General features: G+C 38.5%; 15 protein-coding genes. 12 read left to right on the top strand and 3 right to left on the bottom strand.

All coding sequences use genetic code 11. From position 1 onward, the window contains the following. The first annotated feature begins 38 nt into the window (after positions 1-38). The 9 genes from xseA to spo0A all read left to right on the top strand — a co-directional run bounded on the left by xseA (position 39) and on the right by spo0A (position 10,393). Entirely contained in the window at positions 39-1,379 is a 1,341-nt protein-coding gene (xseA, locus tag LAV82_RS03995; RefSeq protein ID WP_211077304.1) for an exodeoxyribonuclease VII large subunit, read from the top strand. A 3-nt stretch (positions 1,380-1,382) separates the two neighbouring features. Continuing rightward, complete coding sequence (locus LAV82_RS03990; protein ID WP_013059140.1) at positions 1,383-1,616, top strand: exodeoxyribonuclease VII small subunit; 234 nt, start codon at positions 1,383-1,385, stop codon at positions 1,614-1,616. Continuing rightward, a complete protein-coding gene (locus LAV82_RS03985) occupies positions 1,616-2,512 on the top strand; it encodes a polyprenyl synthetase family protein (RefSeq protein ID WP_013059139.1) in 897 nt (298 codons plus the stop codon). Before LAV82_RS03990 ends, LAV82_RS03985 begins: the two co-directional genes overlap by 1 nt. A gap of 321 nt (positions 2,513-2,833) precedes the next feature. Then, on the top strand, positions 2,834-4,735 hold the full coding sequence (dxs, locus tag LAV82_RS03980; protein ID WP_013059138.1) for a 1-deoxy-D-xylulose-5-phosphate synthase: 1,902 nt from the start codon (positions 2,834-2,836) through the stop codon (positions 4,733-4,735). Further along, positions 4,732-5,559, top strand: coding sequence for a TlyA family RNA methyltransferase (locus LAV82_RS03975; RefSeq protein ID WP_057274014.1), 828 nt, complete (start codon positions 4,732-4,734; stop codon positions 5,557-5,559). The genes dxs and LAV82_RS03975 overlap by 4 nt, the downstream gene beginning before the upstream one ends. A 161-nt stretch (positions 5,560-5,720) precedes the next feature. Continuing rightward, the gene (ahrC, locus tag LAV82_RS03970; protein WP_013059136.1) at positions 5,721-6,170 is read left to right on the top strand and encodes a transcriptional regulator AhrC/ArgR; all 450 of its coding nucleotides are present in this window, start codon (positions 5,721-5,723) and stop codon (positions 6,168-6,170) included. 16 nt (positions 6,171-6,186) lie between these two features. Continuing rightward, a complete protein-coding gene (gene recN, locus LAV82_RS03965; RefSeq protein WP_013059135.1) occupies positions 6,187-7,914 on the top strand; it encodes a DNA repair protein RecN in 1,728 nt (575 codons plus the stop codon). Between the two features lie 182 nt (positions 7,915-8,096). After that, complete coding sequence (gene spoIVB, locus LAV82_RS03960) at positions 8,097-9,377, top strand: SpoIVB peptidase (RefSeq protein WP_211077307.1); 1,281 nt, start codon at positions 8,097-8,099, stop codon at positions 9,375-9,377. A 227-nt stretch (positions 9,378-9,604) separates the two neighbouring features. Beyond that, positions 9,605-10,393 carry a sporulation transcription factor Spo0A gene (gene spo0A, locus LAV82_RS03955; protein WP_013059133.1) on the top strand — a complete coding sequence of 263 codons (789 nt, stop codon included), beginning with the start codon at positions 9,605-9,607 and terminating at the stop codon, positions 10,391-10,393. A gap of 391 nt (positions 10,394-10,784) precedes the next feature. Here the strand turns inward: spo0A and LAV82_RS03950 are convergent, their stop codons facing one another. Then, entirely contained in the window at positions 10,785-12,116 is a 1,332-nt protein-coding gene (locus tag LAV82_RS03950; RefSeq protein ID WP_013059131.1) for a peptide MFS transporter, read from the bottom strand. 322 nt (positions 12,117-12,438) lie between these two features. Continuing rightward, positions 12,439-12,591 (bottom strand): YycC family protein, encoded by a 153-nt coding sequence (locus tag LAV82_RS03945; RefSeq protein ID WP_013059130.1) that lies wholly within the window; start codon positions 12,589-12,591, stop codon positions 12,439-12,441. Between the two features lie 124 nt (positions 12,592-12,715). Here LAV82_RS03945 and LAV82_RS03940 point away from each other — a divergent pair, with 124 nt between their 5' ends. Further along, a complete protein-coding gene (locus LAV82_RS03940) occupies positions 12,716-13,444 on the top strand; it encodes a glycerophosphodiester phosphodiesterase (RefSeq protein ID WP_013059129.1) in 729 nt (242 codons plus the stop codon). A gap of 12 nt (positions 13,445-13,456) precedes the next feature. On the opposite strand, the gene LAV82_RS03935 is transcribed toward LAV82_RS03940, so the two are convergent. Next, positions 13,457-13,708, bottom strand: a complete 252-nt coding sequence (locus tag LAV82_RS03935; RefSeq protein ID WP_211077308.1) for a DUF2627 domain-containing protein — start codon at positions 13,706-13,708, stop codon at positions 13,457-13,459. Positions 13,709-13,884: 176 nt separating this feature from the next. On the opposite strand from LAV82_RS03935, the gene LAV82_RS03930 reads away from it, so the two are divergent. Further along, the gene (locus LAV82_RS03930; RefSeq protein ID WP_013059127.1) at positions 13,885-15,954 is read left to right on the top strand and encodes a sigma-54 interaction domain-containing protein; all 2,070 of its coding nucleotides are present in this window, start codon (positions 13,885-13,887) and stop codon (positions 15,952-15,954) included. A gap of 239 nt (positions 15,955-16,193) precedes the next feature. Then, positions 16,194-17,105, top strand: coding sequence for a phosphate butyryltransferase (gene yqiS, locus LAV82_RS03925; protein WP_029320246.1), 912 nt, complete (start codon positions 16,194-16,196; stop codon positions 17,103-17,105). Positions 17,106-17,110 lie beyond the last annotated feature (5 nt).

Raw genomic sequence — 17,110 nt, 5'->3', positions numbered from 1 at the left:
TATAAAGGGGAGAGGGTGACTGCAAAGGAGGCAAAATGATGAGTGAAGTGCGTTATCTAACCGTTACGGCTCTTACACGCTACATTAAGCGCAAGTTTGATGTAGACCCTCACATGCAAGATGTATGGATTAAAGGAGAAATTTCTAACTTTAAACGTCATAGTCGGGGACATATGTATTTCACCTTGAAAGATCAAAATGCTCGTATCGCAGCCGTTATGTTTGCTGGGCATAATCGGCAGCTTAATTTTCAGCCTGAAGAAGGAATGAATGTACTCATTCGAGCTGAAATTTCGGTTTATGAACCAAGCGGAAATTATCAAATGTACGTAAAAGAAATGCAGCCTGACGGCGTTGGAAACTTATACTTGGCCTACGAACAGCTGAAAAAAAAGCTGGAAAAAGAAGGTTTATTTGATCCTGCTAGGAAACGAAAACTGCCGAAGTATCCAACAACAATAGGTGTTATTACATCTCCAACTGGAGCAGCCGTACGTGATATTATTACGACATTAAAGCGCAGATATAACGCGAACATTATTGTTATGCCCGCTCTTGTTCAAGGAGTGAATGCGGCACCGTCTATCATTAAGGCAATTGAAGAAGCAAACCGTCGTAAAGAAGCAGACGTATTAATTGTTGGCCGCGGTGGTGGGTCAATTGAAGAGCTTTGGGCTTTTAACGAAGAAAGCGTTGCTCGTGCAATTTTCACTTCTAATATTCCTGTTATTTCAGCGGTTGGACATGAAACCGATTTTACAATTGCAGATTTTGTAGCAGATCTTCGCGCTCCTACTCCAACGGGTGCTGCGGAATTGGCTGTACCTCATATCAGTGAAATTACAGAAAGATTGACTCAGCGAAATATCCGTCTTCTTCGTTCGATGAAAGAAATGCTTCAGTCTAGTAGCCGCAGGCTTGAACGATCCCAGAAATCATATGCTTTTCGTTATCCTCAAAAGTTGGTCGAGCAAAAAGAGCAGCAGTTAGATCAGTTAATGGAGCGTTTTTATCGTGAAGGCAGAAGGTACATTGAACATAAACGGACGAACTACGAGCAACTAACAGCCGCTTTGTTGCGCAATCACCCCGAGCATCAGTTAACGAAAGCGGCGGAGCGTCAACAGCAGCTGACGAAAATGCTGACCAAAGAGATGCAGCAGCTGCTAAAGCAAAAACAGCTTTTATTTGCAACGGCAACGTCAAAATTACATACGCTTAGTCCATTAAAAACAATGGAAAGAGGCTACAGCTTAGTATACGATAAAGAAAAAGGGTTAATTAAATCAACCAAACAAGTATCCAAAGGCGATGTGGTAAACGTTCGTTTGACCGATGGACAGTTGCAGTGTGAAGTTTCGAAAATAGAGGAGCGATGAAAAATGGCGACAAATAAAGAGTATACGTTTGAAGAGGCGATGGAGCAGTTAGAAACCATCGTAAACAAGCTAGAAGAAGGCGACGTGCCTTTAGAAGAAGCAATTCAACAATTCCAAGAAGGAATGACTCTTTCAAAATTCTGTCACGATCGTCTTCAGCATATTGAAAAGCAAATGGAAACTATTTTACGTGAAGACGGAACGCTTGAGCCATTCTCGGTACAGGAGGAAGAGTGATGGTGAATGAAATGAATTTAAAAGAGTATATTTCTTTTACAAAAGATCGAGTAGAAACACGCTTGCCTGAAGTGGTAAAAGCATTACATGCTCCGGTTAACTTAAAGGAATCCATGCTTTACTCGCTTACTGCAGGAGGAAAGCGACTTCGCCCAGTGCTGTTGTTTGCAACGCTACATGCGTTTGGAAAAGACGAGAGCATGGGATTAGAAACAGCATGTGCAGTGGAAATGATTCATACATATTCTCTCATTCACGATGATTTACCTAGCATGGATGATGACGACTTAAGGAGAGGTAAACCAACGAATCACAAGGTGTACGGCGAAGCAACGGCTATATTAGCTGGAGATGCTCTTTTAACAAATAGCTTTCAGCTCATTTCTGAAGCGGCACATCCTGAGATTACATCACATATGAAGCTTCAGCTCATTACAGAACTGGTAAAAGCAAGCGGAACAGAAGGTATGATCAGCGGACAGGTTGCGGATATGGAAGGGGAAAAAAAGCAGCTCACGCTAGACGAGCTTGAATATATTCACCTTCACAAAACGGGGAAGCTGCTAGGGTTTTGTGTAAAAGCAGGAGCTATTCTTGCAAAAGCTACGCCTCTACAGCAAGAATTATTAGAAGAATTCAGTAAGCATGTAGGGTTAGCGTTTCAAATTCAAGATGATATCTTGGATGTGGAAGGGTCTGAAGAAAAATTAGGAAAGCCAATTGGCAGTGATACGGAAAATGAAAAAACGACATATCCTTCTTTGTTAGGTATGGAAGCGGCCAAAGAAAAGTTACAGTATCATGTTGAACAAGCACTTCTCTCGTTACGTCAAGCTCAAATTAAGCACGGATTACTAGAAGAAATTTGTTTATATATAGCAAAACGTGATAGTTAATGACGATTTCTGTCAGGTTTTTTTGAGTGATACAGTAAAATAAGATTGAGTCCCAATAGGGGCTATGCTATAATAATTTTACTACTGTATAAAAGCGTAGTGCATAGGTTTGAAAGACATATACAATATCTTGGTGGCCGTTATCACATTTGTGTTAGCGGCTATTTTTTCACTGTTTTCCTTTGAATATCACTGGTTTACTGATAGAATATCAAAGGTATTGTAAGTAATAAGGAAATACTAAAAATTGACTATACGTATAAAACAATAGACAATGTATTAAGGTAACTTTATAACAAGTACGAAAGTGAGTGATCCACCTTGGATCTTACAACGATAAAAAATCCTGAGTTTTTAAAGAAAATGTCAGTAACACAATTAGAAGAACTAAGTGAAGAGATTCGTCGTTTTTTAATTACAAAGCTTTCTGCAACTGGTGGTCATATAGGGCCGAATTTGGGGGTTGTTGAGTTAACGCTTGCACTCCATAAAGTGTTCGACAGCCCAAAAGATAAATTTTTATGGGACGTCGGGCATCAGTCGTATGTCCATAAAATTTTAACAGGACGAGCGGGAGAGTTTGATACAATCCGTCAATATAAAGGATTATGCGGTTTTCCAAAGCGTGACGAAAGTGAGCATGACGTATGGGAAACGGGACATAGTTCTACATCTCTTTCAGCCGCAATGGGAATGGCTGCTGCAAGAGATTTGCAAAAAACAAAAGCTCATATTGTTCCTATCATTGGTGACGGAGCTTTAACAGGTGGTATGGCTCTTGAAGCGCTTAACCACATCGGGCACGAGCAAACGGATATGACCGTTATTTTAAATGACAATGAAATGTCTATCGCTCCTAACGTGGGGGCTGTACACAGTATTCTAGGACGTTTGCGCACGGCAGGCAAATACAACTGGGTAAAAGATGAGCTTGAAGTCTTGCTGAAAAAAGTGCCTGCAGTAGGCGGTAAGCTTGCGGCAACGGCAGAACGTGTAAAAGATGGCCTAAAGTATATGGTCGTGTCAGGCATGTTCTTTGAAGACCTTGGCTTTACGTATTTAGGCCCGGTTGATGGCCATAGCTATGATGATTTATTGGAAACGTTACAATATGCAAAGAAAACAAAAGGTCCGGTACTGATTCACGTTATTACGAAAAAAGGGAAAGGGTACTTGCCGGCGGAAAGCGATAAAAGCGGAGCATGGCATGGTACAGGCCCTTACAAAATTGAGTCCGGTGACTTTATTAAAGACAAAAATGTTCCGATTGCTTGGAGTAAACTAGTAAGTGATACGGTATTGAAGATGGCTAGGGAAGATGATCGTATTGTAGCTGTAACGCCAGCAATGCCTGTGGGTTCAAAACTCGAAGCATTTCAAAAAGAGTTTCCGCATCGCATGTTTGATGTTGGGATTGCAGAGCAGCATGCAACAACAATGGCAGCGGGTCTTGCAACTCAAAATATGAAGCCCTTTTTAGCTATTTATTCTACGTTTTTACAGCGTGCATACGATCAAGTGGTCCATGATATTTGCCGTCAGAAGCTAAATGTATTTATTGGGATTGATCGCGCTGGGCTAGTAGGTGCTGATGGTGAAACGCATCAAGGCGTGTTTGATATTGCATTCTTACGTCATTTGCCTAACCTTGTTATTATGATGCCAAAAGACGAGAATGAAGGCCAGCACATGGTTCACACTGCTTTGACTTATGAAGAAGGTCCGATTGCTATGCGCTATGCTAGAGGAAACGGATTAGGTGTTGAACTAGATTCAGAACTGAAAAACATTCCGATCGGTACATGGGACGTATTAAAAGAAGGTTCAGATACAACCATTTTAACGTTTGGTACAACGATTTCAATGGCGATGGATGCAGCAGCAGAACTTGAGAAGCAAGGAATCAGCGTCAAAGTGGTAAATGCTCGTTTTATTAAACCGCTGGATGAAAAAATGCTTCATGAGATTTTCCAAACTAGTAAGCCTGTGATTACGGTAGAAGAAGCGGTACTTCAAGGCGGTTTTGGAAGCGCGGTGTTAGAGTTTGCATCAGAGCACGGCTATTATGATACGCGCGTTGAACGTATGGGGATTCCAGATCGCTTTATCGAGCACGGCAGCGTAACAAAACTTTTAGAAGAAATTGGCTTAACCAAAGAAGAGATTATAAATCGAGTTAAAAAACTCGTAACACCAACACAAAAGAGGCTTGAAGTTAAGTGACAAAAAAAGAACGAGTAGATGTATTATTAGTAGAACGAGGTTTGATTGAAACAAGAGAAAAAGCAAAGCGTACAGTGATGGCAGGACTTGTCTATGCGAATGAAGTCCGTTTGGATAAGCCGGGAGAGAAAATTGAACGCGATACGCCGCTGACAATTAAAGGTGCAGTGATGCCTTACGTCAGCAGAGGCGGCTTTAAGCTTGAAAAAGCGATTAAAGAATTTAATGTCCATGTAGCGGATAAAATCATGATTGATATTGGTTCTTCTACTGGAGGCTTTACTGATTGTGCGCTTCAAAATGGAGCGAAGATGTCCTATGCGCTAGACGTAGGCTATAATCAGCTAGCTTGGAAGCTTCGTCAAGATGAACGAGTAGAAGTAATGGAACGAACAAATTTCCGTTATGTGACGCCAGCTGATTTATCAAGAGGTTTGCCTGAATTCGCTTCTATTGATGTATCATTTATTTCCTTAAGACTCATTCTTCCTGTGTTAAAAAAACTTCTTGTTCCACACAGCGATGTTGTTGCGCTCGTTAAGCCACAGTTTGAGGCTGGAAGAGAGCAAGTTGGGAAAAAAGGAATCGTGCGTGATTCAAAAGTGCATGAAGAAGTTCTTCAAGGCATGGTGGATTTCTCGCTTCGTCAAGGATACGATGTATATAACATGTCGTATTCACCGATAACGGGAGGAGATGGAAATATCGAATTTCTTCTCCACCTGCGCTGGAAAGGCGAGCGTGAACTTGGTAAAAATCAAGCTCCGCTTACTGTGCGTGAAGTAGTCGAAGAAGCACATAAGACGTTAAAAGAGAAAAAGTAATAATGGCCAATGTTAAGCAAAGACTTAGCATTGGCGATTTGATTATGACTCTTTATACAAAAGGTGCATAATCAAGTTGAACACATTATGATACTTAATTAGTGAAAGACTTATAAACAACAAAACAAAAAGAAGATTACATATTAATGTGAGGTGCCAACATGAATAAAGGGCAAAGACATATTAAAATTCGTGATATTATCACGAATAATGATATTGAAACACAGGATGAATTGGTAGATATTTTAAAAAACCAAGGTTTTAATGTAACACAGGCAACAATTTCTCGTGATATTAAAGAACTGCACTTAGTCAAAGTGCCTTTGATGGACGGTCGATACAAATACAGCTTGCCTGCAGATCAGCGTTTTAATCCCTTACAAAAGTTAAAGCGCTCTCTTATGGACGCATTTGTAAAAATTGATTCAGCTGGGCATATGTTGGTGATGAAAACATTACCGGGAAATGCAAATGCGATTGGCGCATTAATTGATCATTTGGACTGGGATGAAATATTAGGAACAATTTGTGGAGACGATACATGTTTGATTATTTGCCGTACTCCTGAAGATACGCAAATTATATCAGACCGATTCTTAGAAATGTTATAAAGGTGAGTGAAGCAGGTTGTTAGCTGAATTATCCATTAAAAACTTTGCGATTATTGATGAACTTTCTGTTTCATTTGAAAAAGGCTTAACGGTATTAACAGGCGAAACAGGAGCGGGGAAATCGATTATTATTGATGCCATTTCATTGTTAGTAGGTGGAAGAGGCTCTTCCGAGTTTGTACGCCACGGAACAGACAGAGCCGAAATTGAAGGACTTTTCTTATTTGATGAAGAACAGCATCCGAGTCACGAAAAAGCCAAACAAGTCGGTTTGGAAGTGGAAGATGGAATGATTGTGCTTCGCCGAGATATCACTACAAATGGGAAAAGTATTTGCCGCATCAACGGTAAGCTCGTAACGTTAGCTATCCTACGTGAAGTCGGACAGACGTTAATTGATATACATGGACAGCACGAGCACCAAGATTTAATGAATCAAGATCGTCACTTAACTCTTCTTGATCAATATGGAGGAGAAAAAGTAGAAGAGGCTTTGACGGAGTATCGAGAGGTATTTTCTAGGTATACATCGCTAAAAAAGCAGCTCGATCAATTAACTGAAAATGAACAGCAGATGGCACATCGCCTCGATCTTATTCAATTTCAATTAGATGAAATCAAAGCGGCAAATTTGCAGCTGAACGAAGACGAGGAACTAAATGAAGAGCGTTTGAAGATTTCTAACTTTGAAAAGATCTATACGTCGCTAAACGATGCGTACAATGCGCTGCACGGTGAACATCAAGGTTTAGATTGGGTAGGCGTAGCGATGAATCATACGGAGGATATTTCGTCACTGGAAAAAAACTATGCCGAAATTTCTGAGATCATTTCATCGAGCTTCTATCAGCTAGAAGACGCATCTTATAAAATTCGTCAGCAGCTTGATTTATTAGAATTTGATCCCAAACGCTTAGACTTTATTGAAGCGCGTTTAAATGAAATTAATCACTTAAAGCGTAAATATGGTCAAAGTGTAGATGAAATTCTAGAATATGCAGCGCAAATTGAAGATGAAATTGATCGTATTGAAAATCGAGATACGCATGTAAGCAAGATCAAAGAACAGTTAAACAGTGTAGCACAGGATTTATTAGTAGAAGCTAATAACGTTTCAGCTATTCGAAAAAAACTTGCTCAAGAGTTAACGGACAGCATCCATCATGAGCTTCAAGAACTGTATATGGCTAAGACCGTATTTCAAATTAAATTCTCTGTTGTAAATGCAGGTAAAAATGACGTTGAATTAAATGGAGAAAGAATAAAATTCACCAAAGACGGCATTGACAACGTAGAATTTTATATTTCTACCAATCCTGGTGAACCTTTAAAGCCTCTTGCAAAAGTAGCCTCAGGAGGAGAACTGTCAAGAATTATGCTGGCGTTAAAGAGCATCTTCTCTAAGCATCAAGGCGTGACGTCCATTATCTTTGATGAAGTTGATACAGGCGTAAGTGGAAGAGTAGCTCAATCGATCGGTGAAAAAATACATGCTATTTCTGTTGATTCACAAGTTCTCTGTATATCTCATCTGCCTCAGGTAGCAGCGATGGCAGATACTCATCTCTTTATTGCTAAAGAGATAAAAGGTGATCGTACAACGACATCTGTTCTTCCATTAACTCTTGATGAAAAAGTAAAAGAAATTGGTCGAATGATTGCAGGAGCTGAAATTACAAGCTTAACGAAGGAACATGCCAAAGAGCTTTTAGATTTAGCGGATAAGATGAAGCACACCATTTAAAAAAACACCTTTTAACACGTAACAGTATGTGTTAAAGGTGTTTTTTTATACAAAATGGAGGAACTGAAAATGTTTCCTTGCACTTCTTTTCATTTTTCTCTGAACTTCTGTTATAAATGCGCTCTAAGAAGGCTAAATTAAATGTGTAGCCATTTAGGCGAGGAAGCGAGGAGAGTGAAAACATGCAAAATCGATACAGACATATAATTGGTGCGATTCTCCTTGTTTCGTTCATCTTTGTAGGGTTTATTCCAGTTGTGCAACAATATATACACATTCCAAAACAAATCGTCTTATTTGAACAGCAAAAAGAAAAAATTAATACGACATTACCGCTTAGCGTAGAAGCTTCATCACCTGTTTACGATGTAACAAGTAACAAGGCGAAGCTGACTGTAGCAGGCAAACAGGTAGGCAAAGAAGAGTTGATGCTTCATTTGGCCGGTATTCCTGTAAAGCGTGTAGACGTGCAGGTATTATCTGATTTTAAAGTCATTCCAGGTGGACAATCAATCGGTGTGAAATTAAATTCAAAAGGTGTTCTTGTTGTAGGCTATCATCAGGTAGATACAGCAAAAGGTAAAAGATCTCCTGGCGAAATTGCGGGTATTCAAGTTGGAGATATGATTACGAAGATTAATGGTAAAACCATTGAAAAAATGAGTGATATTACACCGTTTATTCAGCAGGCAGGAAAAACGGGTGAACCATTAAATCTGCATATTTTAAGAGAAAAAAAGCAGTTTGACACTAAGCTGTATCCGTTAAAAGATAAGCAAGATTATGCGTACAGAATTGGTTTATACATCCGTGATTCAGCTGCAGGAATTGGCACAATGACTTTTTATGATCCAAAATCTAAAAAATACGGCGCTTTAGGCCACGTTATTTCGGATATGGATACAAAAAAGCCAATCGTAGTAGAAGATGGACAAATTGTCCGTTCGACCGTTACATCAATTGAAAAAGGTTCTAACGGCGTTCCCGGTGAAAAGCTAGCAAGGTTTTCTGAAGATAGACAAATCATTGGAAATATTACACGAAATAGTCCTTTTGGTATTTTTGGAAAATTGTCTTCAACGATGGAAAACGGAATAATGGATAAAGCAATGCCAATTGCCCTATCTCATCAAGTAAAAGAAGGACCAGCTAAAATTCTAACGGTAGTAGATGATGATCAAGTGGAAGAATTTGATATTGAAATTATGAGTACTATACCTCAAAAGTTTCCGGCTACTAAAGGAATGGTTATTAAAATTACAGATCCTAAATTGCTAAAGAAAACAGGTGGAATTGTTCAAGGAATGAGCGGGAGCCCGATTATTCAAAACGGTAAAGTCGTTGGAGCGGTTACCCATGTTTTTGTAAATGATCCTACCTCGGGTTATGGTGTCCATATTGAATGGATGCTTAACGAAGCAGGAATTGATATTTATGAAAATAATCGAAAAAAAGCGAGCTAATGTTGTCATTAGTTCGCTTTTTTTGATAAAAATTATTGTCGTAAATGTACGAGAAAAACGTCGAAAAACAAAGAAAATAAGAGAAAATCGAATAAATTCCATTTAAAAGACTTTTTTCTAAAAAAATAAAGGAAATAATGTTGCATTGTCGAATTTGTCCTTTAGAATAAAGAATAGAGACACGTAGGAAACGACGTATAACATAAAGGACTGAGGAGGAAGCTGCATTGAAAAAAATTAAAGTATGCTTGGTTGATGATAATCGGGAACTAATTGGTTTACTTGAAGATTATATTTCAGAGCAAGAAGACATGGAAGTAATCGGAGTAGCTTACAATGGACAAGAGTGTTTATCCATTTTAAAAGATAAAAATCCGGATGTTCTTGTATTAGACATTATTATGCCGCATCTAGATGGATTAGCAGTTTTAGGTCAGTTAAAAGAAATGAAAAAAGAGAATTATCCAAATGTCATTATGCTAACAGCATTTGGTCAAGAAGACGTAACGAAAAAAGCGGTGGATTTAGGAGCTGCTTATTTTATTCTAAAACCGTTTGATATGGAAAACTTAGTGAATCATATTCGTCAAGTTAGCGGACAAACATCTTCATTTATGCAACGTTCATCTTCTTCCATGCGTTCACATCGCGACAGCAAACCAGCAAATTTAGATGCAAGCATTACGAGCATCATTCACGAAATTGGTGTACCTGCTCATATCAAAGGCTATTTGTATTTGAGAGAAGCCATTTCAATGGTATATAAGGATATTGAGCTGCTTGGGTCGATTACAAAAGTACTGTATCCTGATATTGCAAAAAAATATAATACAACGGCAAGCCGCGTTGAGCGCGCCATTCGTCATGCCATTGAAGTAGCATGGAGCCGAGGAAACATTGATTCCATTTCTTCATTATTCGGATATACTGTCAGTATGTCAAAAGCGAAGCCGACAAATAGTGAATTTATCGCCATGGTTGCGGATAAATTACGCCTTGAACATAAAGCGAGTTGAAAGGGATAGGACTGCTGGAATTACGGGGTTTTGAGTGAGTTTATACCTTTTGTAATACAGAGTACATGCCGATAAACTTTTGGAATTTACATTAGATAGTAAACTGAAAACCAATAAACTTTCTACTGCAGGGCCGATGAATTTTAATCATTCATTGGTCTTTTTATTTTGTTTTAAGAGGTGAAAATATTGAGGTTAATGGAACGTGCATCTTGTTTTTCTTCATATCCATAGTGGTGTATTTTATTGAAATAATTTATTTAATTGTTATGAGGGTTTTGTACTTGAAAAAAGATTTAGAAGATGCATTAAAAAATTTATCTCCATATTTTAAATGGGATATGGATAAGTAAATTATAAAAAAAGCAGCCTTCAGAAAAGGCTGCTTTTTTTAATCCATTAATTTAGCAATCGGTTTTGAAAGGAACAGAACAATAATTCCAAGTACAATTGTTACAGCCCCGATTAAGCTGAAGATATCGAAATAACCTAAAGACTGTGTATAAGATGCAAGAACACCCGCTAGCTTATTAGCGACAGCAGAGCTTGCCATCCATACGCCCATTAAAAGAGAAGCAAGCTTTAATGGAGCTAGTCTACTTACCATAGACAACCCTACTGGCGAAATCATAAGCTCAGCTAGCGTGTGCAGGAAGTAAGTGAAAATCATGAACAGGATATTTACTTTTAAAGCTGGATCATTACCAGTATACATAACGGCCGGAATTAAAATTAAGAATCCTAATCCGACTGTTACAAGTCCCATACCCATTTTTGTTGGCGTTTTGAAATCACCGCGTTTTGAATTTCCTAGCTTGTACCAAACTAGTGACATAATTGGTGCTAAAATCATGATAAACAGCGGATTCAATGATTGGAACCACTCTGTTGGAACCGTGAAACTACCTATTTGACGATTAATTTGATCTTGAGCATATAGCGTTAAAGAACTTCCAGCCTGTTCAAAAGCTGTCCAGAAAGCAATAACAACGAAGGCTAGAATAACGATAGCAACCGTTCTTTTCTTTTCTCGTACTGTCAGCGGAGCAGTTGATGTTTGAGATGCCGCTGCGTGAACTTTTCCTGTAGGCTCTTTCCCGATATCACCTAAGTAGCGATTAGCCAGTAGGTTAAATAAAATTTGTCCAACAACCATTCCAATAGCTGCTGTTAAAAATCCGTATTTGTAACTCATTAATCCAACAACTAACGGTGCGAAAAATGCACCAAAGTTAATACCCATATAAAAAATGGTAAAAGCACCGTCACGGCGAGGATCATTTTCTTCATACAGATCTCCGACCAATGTGGAGATATTTGGTTTGAAAAATCCGTTTCCGATAATTAATAAAGCAAGTCCGATATACAAAGCGGCTACACTTTGGTGAATGAAGATGGAAAAATTCCCAAGTGCCATAATCACACCACCGATAGTGATGGCTAACCTTCTTCCGAGGAAGCGGTCTGTTAAATATCCGCCAATCATTGGCGTAATGTAAACAGCACTAGTGAATGTTCCATATAAGCTCAGTGCAGTTGCTTTATCTACCCCGAGTCCACCTTGAGCAGCGGTAGCAGTTAAATAAAGAACCAGAATGGCTCTCATTCCATAATAACTAAACCTTTCCCATGCCTCAGTAGCGAATAATAAGTACAGTCCAGGAGGATGTTTTTTCCTAGACCCATTTGGCTGCTGATTTTCGTGTTGTACAGCTGCTTGCATAATGAAGTCCCCCTAAATTTTTCTCATACTATTTAATTCTTTTTTTTTTTTTTTTTTGAATTGATCAAAAAATCAGAATATAAGTACCGGAATAAATATAATGTATTTTTATTTTAGTAGAAAAACAATAATTTCGTCAATGAAATTATATGGAAAAATCAAAAAATAATTAAATATACACAAAAAAGTATTAAATTACTTATCTAAAAGCATTTTTAAAAATACATTTATATTATTAAATATTCTAATATATGTTATGGGGAATGAAGTGATAAGGTAATACTATTTTTGGAAATGAAAATTCGAAAGAAAAAAGGATCTGTTATTCAGATCCTTTTTTATCTTCGCTCGCATTTAATTCAGCAAGTTTCTGCAGCAAAATATGCTGAGGCATATGCATTAATTGCTCGAGGGGGATATTTAATTGTTCCGCTAATTTTACGGCTGTATCCGGTGAAATTTGCAGTGGTCTCATACACAACGACCTCCTTTTGCATATAAAGTAATGAAAGTAAAAAAGTATAAACAGTAAATTCGTGCTTTCACTATTAAGTAATGCTAAAGTTAATAATAAGTGATAATAGAGGAGTTGAGCAAGTATGTTTGTAATAGGTCATCGCGGCGCAGCTGGAACGTTTCCTGAAAATACGATGATTTCCTTCAAAGAAGCAGCGAGAGTTGGAGCACATGGAATTGAACTTGATGTGCATATGACAAAGGATGGAGAACTTGCTGTAATTCATGATGAAAAAGTAGATCGAACGACGAATGGAAAAGGGTATGTAAAAGATTTTACGTATCAAGATTTACAAAAATTAGATGCGAGCTATAAGTTCAAAAAAAAGTATGGAGTATGTAAAATCCCCACGTTAAATGAAGTAATGGAGTGGGCTTTAAGTGAAGGAATTAGCGTAAATATTGAGTTGAAAAACAATATATTTGACTATCCATACTTGGAAATGAAAGTCTTGGATTTAATTTATTTATACAAGATGAAGGATCGAACGATGATTTCATCTTTTAATCATAACAGCTTAGCCCGAATTGGTTCTCTGGATTCTACGATTGAAACAGCTATTTTATATTCTTATCCGATGTATGAGCCTTGGGTATATGCGCAGCATCTTGGCGCAAAAGCTCTTCACCCTAATCAGCGTACCGTTAATGAAGTAAATGTAGCCGCTTCAAAAGATTGTCAAATTCCAGTGCGACCTTACACAGTAAATGATGTAAAAGTAGCTGAGCAGCTTCGAAAATATGGATGTGAATCCGTTATTACCGATTATCCAGAAAAAATGGTGAAGCAATTTGGAGGGCGCTTTTCGTAAAAAAACATCGCATTAATGCGATGTTTTTTTATCTTTTTGAAATCTGTCTTGAACTTTGTTTCGCTTGCGGTCTCTGTGCAGAATAAAGCCAGCAACAAATCCAAGGCCGATTAAAAATAATAGAACACCGACTGAAAATTGCAAAAATAAAGAAGGGAACGGGGATTGCAGGATGCCAAAAATCATATCTCTCATAAGTTTAATGCCATAGCCAGCGAGTATACCAGGAATAAGTAAGATTAGCAGTGCGATAATTCGAACCATAATTGCTCCTTTCGCTTCTCTTTTTTTAAAATGAATGCGTTTACATTACGAAACCGTTATACTTGAATCATAAAAGAACTAAATAAATTGTCAAGAGTGTTTCTTTTTTTATATGATAGGTATATGCAATATTTTGCACGGAATATGTACATATTAAGTAGAAAAGGTGAAAAAATATGCAAAATGTGTTGATTGTTGGAGGAGGAAAAGGCGGATTAGCTATTCTGAAAATCTTGTTGGAAACAGAATTTATGAAAGTGATTGGTGTAGTAGACGTACGAGCTAACGCGCCGGCTGTTTTGCATGCGCAAGAACAAGATATTTCAACCGGAATGAATTGGGAGCCTTATATGACAAAGCAGCTCGATGTCATTGTTGAAACAACAGGTAAACAAGGCGTCTTTCAACAATTGCAAAGAAGCAAACCCGCTGATGCACTGGTAGTGCCGGGATTGGTTGCTGAAATTATGGCCAATCTGATGGAGGAAAAAGAAGAGTTAATTCAGCGGTTAAAGCAAGAATCGTATAAATATGATCTTATTTTTAACGCGGCTCATGATGCGATGGTCGTGATTGATAGGAATGGATATATTACGCTATTTAATCAAAGTGCCGAGCGTTTGACGAACTTTTCACACAGAGATGTAATTGGTAAGCATCTTCATAAAGTCATTCCAAATAGTAAACTTGTTGATGTTCTTCATACAAAAACGATTGATCAAAATAGTGAATTTGTGTTAGATAGCGGACGCAAGGTAATTACGACTAGAATACCAATACTCGACGAGAATGGAGAGCTGTTTGGGGCCTTTTCGATTTTTAAAGATATTACGGACGTTGTCGGATTGGCAGAAGAAGTTACGAACTTAAAAGAAGTACAAACTATGCTTCAAGCTATTATTCAATCTTCTGAAGAAGCTATTTCGGTTGTGGATGAAGAAGGAAGAGGGATTTTAATTAATCCTGCTTATACGAGAATTACGGGTTTAAAAAAGACGGATATTATTGGTCAGCCCGCGACTGCCGATATCTCTGAAGGAGACAGTATGCACATGAAGGTGCTGCAAACAAGGCGTCCTGTTCGAGGTGTAAGGATGAGGCTCGGTCCGAGTAAAAGAGACGTAGTTGTGAATGTTGCACCCGTTATTGTTGATGGAAAATTAAAAGGCAGCGTTGGCGTTATTCATGATATGTCTGAAATTCAAGAGCTTACAAATGAACTCAAAAGAGCGCGTCAAATTATCCGAACGCTTGAAGCGAAATATTCATTTGCTGATATCATTGGTCAATCTGAAGAGTTTCAGTTAGCAATTGAGCAGGCTAGACTTGCTGCTAAAACACCAGCTACTGTTTTGCTTAGAGGTGAATCTGGGACGGGTAAAGAGTTGTTTGCACATGCTATTCATAATGCGAGCAGCCGAAAGTTTAATAAATTTGTCCGGATTAACTGTGCTGCGCTTTCTGAGTCTTTGCTTGAAAGTGAACTTTTTGGGTACGAAGAAGGAGCTTTTTCCGGGGCAAAAAGAGGCGGGAAACGCGGCGTTTTTGAAGAAGCCAATAACGGTAGCATCTTTTTAGATGAAATCGGGGAGCTCTCAGCTCATATGCAGGCTAAGCTGCTTCGGGTTCTTCAAGAAAAAGAGCTTATTCGCGTTGGAGGAACGACTCCTATTCCGGTGAATGTTCGCGTTATTGCAGCTACGAATGTGAATTTAGAAAAAGGAATGGCTGATGGGAGCATCAGACAGGACTTGTATTATCGGCTAAACAAAATTCCGATTCACATACCTCCACTTCGGAAGAGAAAAGAGGATATTGGTGCGCTTGTTACACACTTAATTACAAAAATTAATCAAGATTACGGCCGACATGTTGAAGGAGTAACAGAGCGGGCTTTACAGTCATTAAGATCATACGACTGGCCAGGAAATGTCAGAGAGCTTGAAAACATATTAGGTAGAGCGATTATTTATATGCACTATACAGAAACAATGATTGATTCTGTTCATCTCCCTTCACTTGAAGGCAAGGGCAATAAAGAAAAAAATCAGGTGAATGAAGAGGTAATGTTCGAAGGGAAGACTTTAGCGCACATGATGGAAAATTACGAAGCGGAACTTATTCAAAAAGTGCTGCTTGCAAACGAGTATAACCGAACGAAAACAGCAAAACAGCTTAATATTTCCCTGCGTTCTTTGTATTATAAGTTGGAAAAATACAATCTTGCAAATAACAGCATGCAATAAAATGCATGGTATGCAGTTTGTTGCATATAAATAAAGAGGTATTCTTTTTTTCTATTTGTTGTTAGAATCAATAAAAAAATTTTTTTTGTGCGTAAGAAAGGATATAAGCAGCTATATTATGTAATATATGCAGAGGATGGCACAAATCTTGCATGTATTTTAGGTGACTGCCTAAACGCGCAGTATGCTCTTTAAAACGGGGCAAACGAAAGAATGAAAAAGGAGAGGTCGAACATTCCATGACTCTTGCTACCATCTTATCTCGGGTTGCTAAGCAGTCTTCTTTGACTGTTGCTGTTGCTGCAGCTGAAGACTTAGAAACAATTGAGGCAGTGTATGAAGCTGTGTCAAGGAAAGTTTCTGAATTTATTTTGTTTGGCAACGAAACGACAATTAATGAATTATTCAGGCAGTACCGCCCATCCTTACTCACTCATAAGGCTGTGACGGTCGTACATACGGAGTCCGTTTTAGAAGCGGCTCAATTGGCTGTGCGTTCAGTTCAGCAAGGTCAAGCTCATATCGTAATGAAAGGGAATTTATCCACATCGCTTATCTTAAAAGCTGTGTTAAATAAAGAGCATGGTTTGCGTACGGGAAATGTTTTATCACATGTAGCTGTGTTTGACGTTCCTCACTATGACCGTCCGATTCTTGTAACAGATGCAGCTATGAATATTACGCCATCTCTGGAAGAGAAAGTTCAAATCATTCAAAATGCGGTGAACGTTGCCCACTCTATTGGGGTAGAGATGCCAAAGGTAGCTCCTATTGCAGCGGTTGAAGTTGTGAACCCTTTGATGCCTGCAACAGTAGAGGCTGCGCTTCTTACACAGATGAACCGCAGAGGACAAATTAAAGGCTGCGTTATTGATGGACCTTTAGCACTCGACAATGCCATTAACATAGAAGCAGCCAAGCAAAAAGGCATTCAAAGTGAAGTTGCCGGTCAAGCAGATATATTACTCGTTCCAGCAATTGAAACAGGGAACGTCTTATATAAATCCCTCATTTATTTTGCTAAAGCAAAAGTTGGAGCTATTCTAGCAGGAGCAAAAGCTCCGGTCGTCTTAACATCCAGAGCAGATTCATCAGAAAGTAAATTATACTCACTGGCGCTTGCTATCAGCGTCGCCCAACAGAATTCTTAGGAGGC

It is taken from the genome of Bacillus sp. ILBB4 (assembly GCF_035064545.1).
In the GTDB taxonomy this organism is placed as follows: Bacteria; Bacillota; Bacilli; order Bacillales; family Bacillaceae_H; genus Priestia.
This window is presented reverse-complemented; position numbering and strand designations above follow the sequence as displayed.

What these genes read in the sequence shown, in the direction of transcription:
- xseA (WP_211077304.1), top strand. Translation starts at nt 39, where the DNA reads ATGAGTGAAGTGCGTTATCTAACCGTTACGGCTCTTACACGCTACATT.
- LAV82_RS03990 (WP_013059140.1), top strand. Translation starts at nt 1,383, where the DNA reads ATGGCGACAAATAAAGAGTATACGTTTGAAGAGGCGATGGAGCAGTTA.
- LAV82_RS03985 (WP_013059139.1), top strand. Translation starts at nt 1,616, where the DNA reads ATGGTGAATGAAATGAATTTAAAAGAGTATATTTCTTTTACAAAAGAT.
- ahrC (WP_013059136.1), top strand. Translation starts at nt 5,721, where the DNA reads ATGAATAAAGGGCAAAGACATATTAAAATTCGTGATATTATCACGAAT.
- spoIVB (WP_211077307.1), top strand. Translation starts at nt 8,097, where the DNA reads ATGCAAAATCGATACAGACATATAATTGGTGCGATTCTCCTTGTTTCG.
- LAV82_RS03950 (WP_013059131.1), bottom strand. Translation starts at nt 12,116, where the DNA reads ATGCAAGCAGCTGTACAACACGAAAATCAGCAGCCAAATGGGTCTAGG.
- LAV82_RS03945 (WP_013059130.1), bottom strand. Translation starts at nt 12,591, where the DNA reads ATGAGACCACTGCAAATTTCACCGGATACAGCCGTAAAATTAGCGGAA.
- LAV82_RS03940 (WP_013059129.1), top strand. Translation starts at nt 12,716, where the DNA reads ATGTTTGTAATAGGTCATCGCGGCGCAGCTGGAACGTTTCCTGAAAAT.
- LAV82_RS03935 (WP_211077308.1), bottom strand. Translation starts at nt 13,708, where the DNA reads ATGGTTCGAATTATCGCACTGCTAATCTTACTTATTCCTGGTATACTC.
- LAV82_RS03930 (WP_013059127.1), top strand. Translation starts at nt 13,885, where the DNA reads ATGCAAAATGTGTTGATTGTTGGAGGAGGAAAAGGCGGATTAGCTATT.
- yqiS (WP_029320246.1), top strand. Translation starts at nt 16,194, where the DNA reads ATGACTCTTGCTACCATCTTATCTCGGGTTGCTAAGCAGTCTTCTTTG.